General features: G+C 45.5%; 3 protein-coding genes. All 3 read right to left on the reverse strand.

Translation table 11 applies throughout. The features are described 5' to 3' along the window. Positions 1-97: 97 nt before the first annotated feature. The 3 genes from CSQ88_RS22265 to CSQ88_RS22275 all read right to left on the reverse strand — a co-directional run bounded on the left by CSQ88_RS22265 (position 98) and on the right by CSQ88_RS22275 (position 2,081). Entirely contained in the window at positions 98-520 is a 423-nt protein-coding gene (locus CSQ88_RS22265; RefSeq protein ID WP_099400245.1) for an IS3 family transposase, read from the reverse strand. Beyond that, positions 517-825, reverse strand: coding sequence for a transposase (locus CSQ88_RS22270; protein WP_099400246.1), 309 nt, complete (start codon positions 823-825; stop codon positions 517-519). Before CSQ88_RS22270 ends, CSQ88_RS22265 begins: the two co-directional genes overlap by 4 nt. Positions 826-923: 98 nt before the next feature. Then, positions 924-2,081, reverse strand: a complete 1,158-nt coding sequence (locus CSQ88_RS22275; protein WP_099400247.1) for an anthrax toxin-like adenylyl cyclase domain-containing protein — start codon at positions 2,079-2,081, stop codon at positions 924-926. Positions 2,082-2,208: the final 127 nt, after the last annotated feature.

Consider the following 2,208-nt stretch of genomic DNA (forward strand, 5'->3'; position numbering starts at 1 on the left):
ACTTCCCCTTGTAGCAGAAGAAGGGCATTCCCCAGCGCAACATCAACGACTTGCGGGGATACTGCATTCCAAACATGCTCAAGCAGCATCACCCCAATCAATGCAGGCTACGCTGGCTGGGCGTACTGTAGCTAATATCGCTCACCCACATTTCGTTTGGCTTGACCGGTTCAAAGCATTGTCCGAGTAAATTCTCTTTCACTGGCAAGCTATGATTTGAATTCGTCGTCGCTTTAAACTTCTTCGCTTGAATACAACGCAAACCCAGTCTGCGCCTCAAATAGCGCAATTGACTCAAGCCAATTCGCACGCCGTCGGCCACGAGTTCTTTCTGCAAACGACGTGGCCCATAGGTCATTCTGCTGTGCGCATGTGCGGCCCGTATTTTGACTTCCAGTAGTTGGCGATGCGCCTGCTTTGGCGCCGATTTGGGCTGCAGCCAAGCATAAAATCCGCTGCGCGACAGGCCAAACCATTGTGCCATTTGTGAAATCGAATAATGCTTTCTTTGCTGCTTCATGAACGCGTACTTGGCGTGGATTCCTTGGCAAAGTACGCGGCGGCCTTTTTTAAAAAAGCGCACTCCATTTTGCTCTCGGCCAGTTCTCGTTTGAGCCTAGCGAGCTCGGCACTGAGCTCATCGACGGGTTGAACGCGATGCTGATCCAGTCCCGCTAACTTGCCTTGCTGCGTCAATTTGACCCACTTATCTAGCGTCTGTTTGGGCATCGCTAATTGCTTGGCGGCTTGCGGCACATTCAAGTGTTGTTCGAGTACTAATTTAACGGCTTCTGCACGAAATGCAGCGGTATAACGACTTGCCATGACTTACCTCCAGAGATGATTTTATCTCAATTGAAGGTGTCCATATTTAGCAGCCTACATCACCCACCCAGCGTTACGCTTACTATTTTAATTAACAATTAGGAAAACACAGCCCGCGCCCTCACAAAACTAGGCCGCAGAATACTGTTTACCTCAGGCTCCCATAGCGGATTAAGCGGTACATAAAAACCTTCGTCTTTAGTCAAGGTAATAATTTCCTTCAACTCTTCCTTGTTTCTGGCAACTACCATAGTTTCTGCAATCTCGCCAAATTTACGTGGTAAAAATAAAGTTACTGGGTAATTACTACTAGGATCGGACACTGGATTGTTTGCATCCATACTATGGTGAACAACTTCTCTACCCGGCTGGCAACCCATCGCCTCATTCAGCTGTGGGATAAGTTCTTGTACCCGTCCAGTCACATTTCCCAACTCTTTGTTTTCCTTGCTATAAAACAGAGCAGGAGAATCTTTTTGTGCCTGTAGCTGAGCAGGAAGTGGTGTCTTGTAGCCACTTACTCTTTCAAGAAAATGGCCATGATGGATATCAATATTTTCTGGAATATCCTTGGGCCCATATTGTTCAAGTGGTGTTGCAATTAGCATTAGGTCATAGTCAGCAGTTAATGGCATTTTACTTTCTGGATCGCAAAGTACCATTACAGGTTCACCATGTTGTGTAATAGTCAACTTGCCGTTGTCTTTGTTGGCGCATGCACTAAACTCATATTTAGCGCCACTTGGACCTTTGGCATAAAGAGTATCACCCTGTTTTTCCAGCACACCTTCAGTGATCAGATATGTCAGCCGTTCAGTACTAATTTCCAGCGGGCCGGACACCGCGTATCCATCCTTCATGCACTCTTGTACTTTTTCATTAGAAGGCTCAATTCTAGTAGGACTATTTTCTAGTTTACTTAATGATTGCTTAACCGCGATAAAACCAGCCATAGGCCCCCACGTTGAACTTTTTCCTTTAATATGAAAATTCTTGGTAGGGTAATTTTCAGCGATCAACTGAGTTGAAATTGGTTCTACAGGCCTGAACGCAATAACACAATTACTCTGAGCGGCAAACTCCTTTAGCGCAATGCAATGACGAGGCACCAAGCCTGAAAGTTTTATCGCCTCCTTTTCATTGATTGTTAAACCGCTAAGTTTTGAATTACCACAAGATTCGTTTTTGTGGATCTGAGCAGGCTTATTTTGCGCTGTAATTCTAGATTGCGAATAACTAGGTTTTATAAATGGCATCCTGATTATGTCTCTTGCTCAGTTAATCGCCCAAGCGGGCAAGGCTTAGCAATGAGTAAGGCATGTAGCATGCGTGGGATAAGGGCACACAAATCAAAACGCCGATTAAATCGGTACTGCATTTCCG

The sequence above is a fragment of the Iodobacter sp. BJB302 genome (assembly GCF_002735645.1).
In the GTDB taxonomy this organism is placed as follows: Bacteria; Pseudomonadota; Gammaproteobacteria; order Burkholderiales; family Chitinibacteraceae; genus Iodobacter.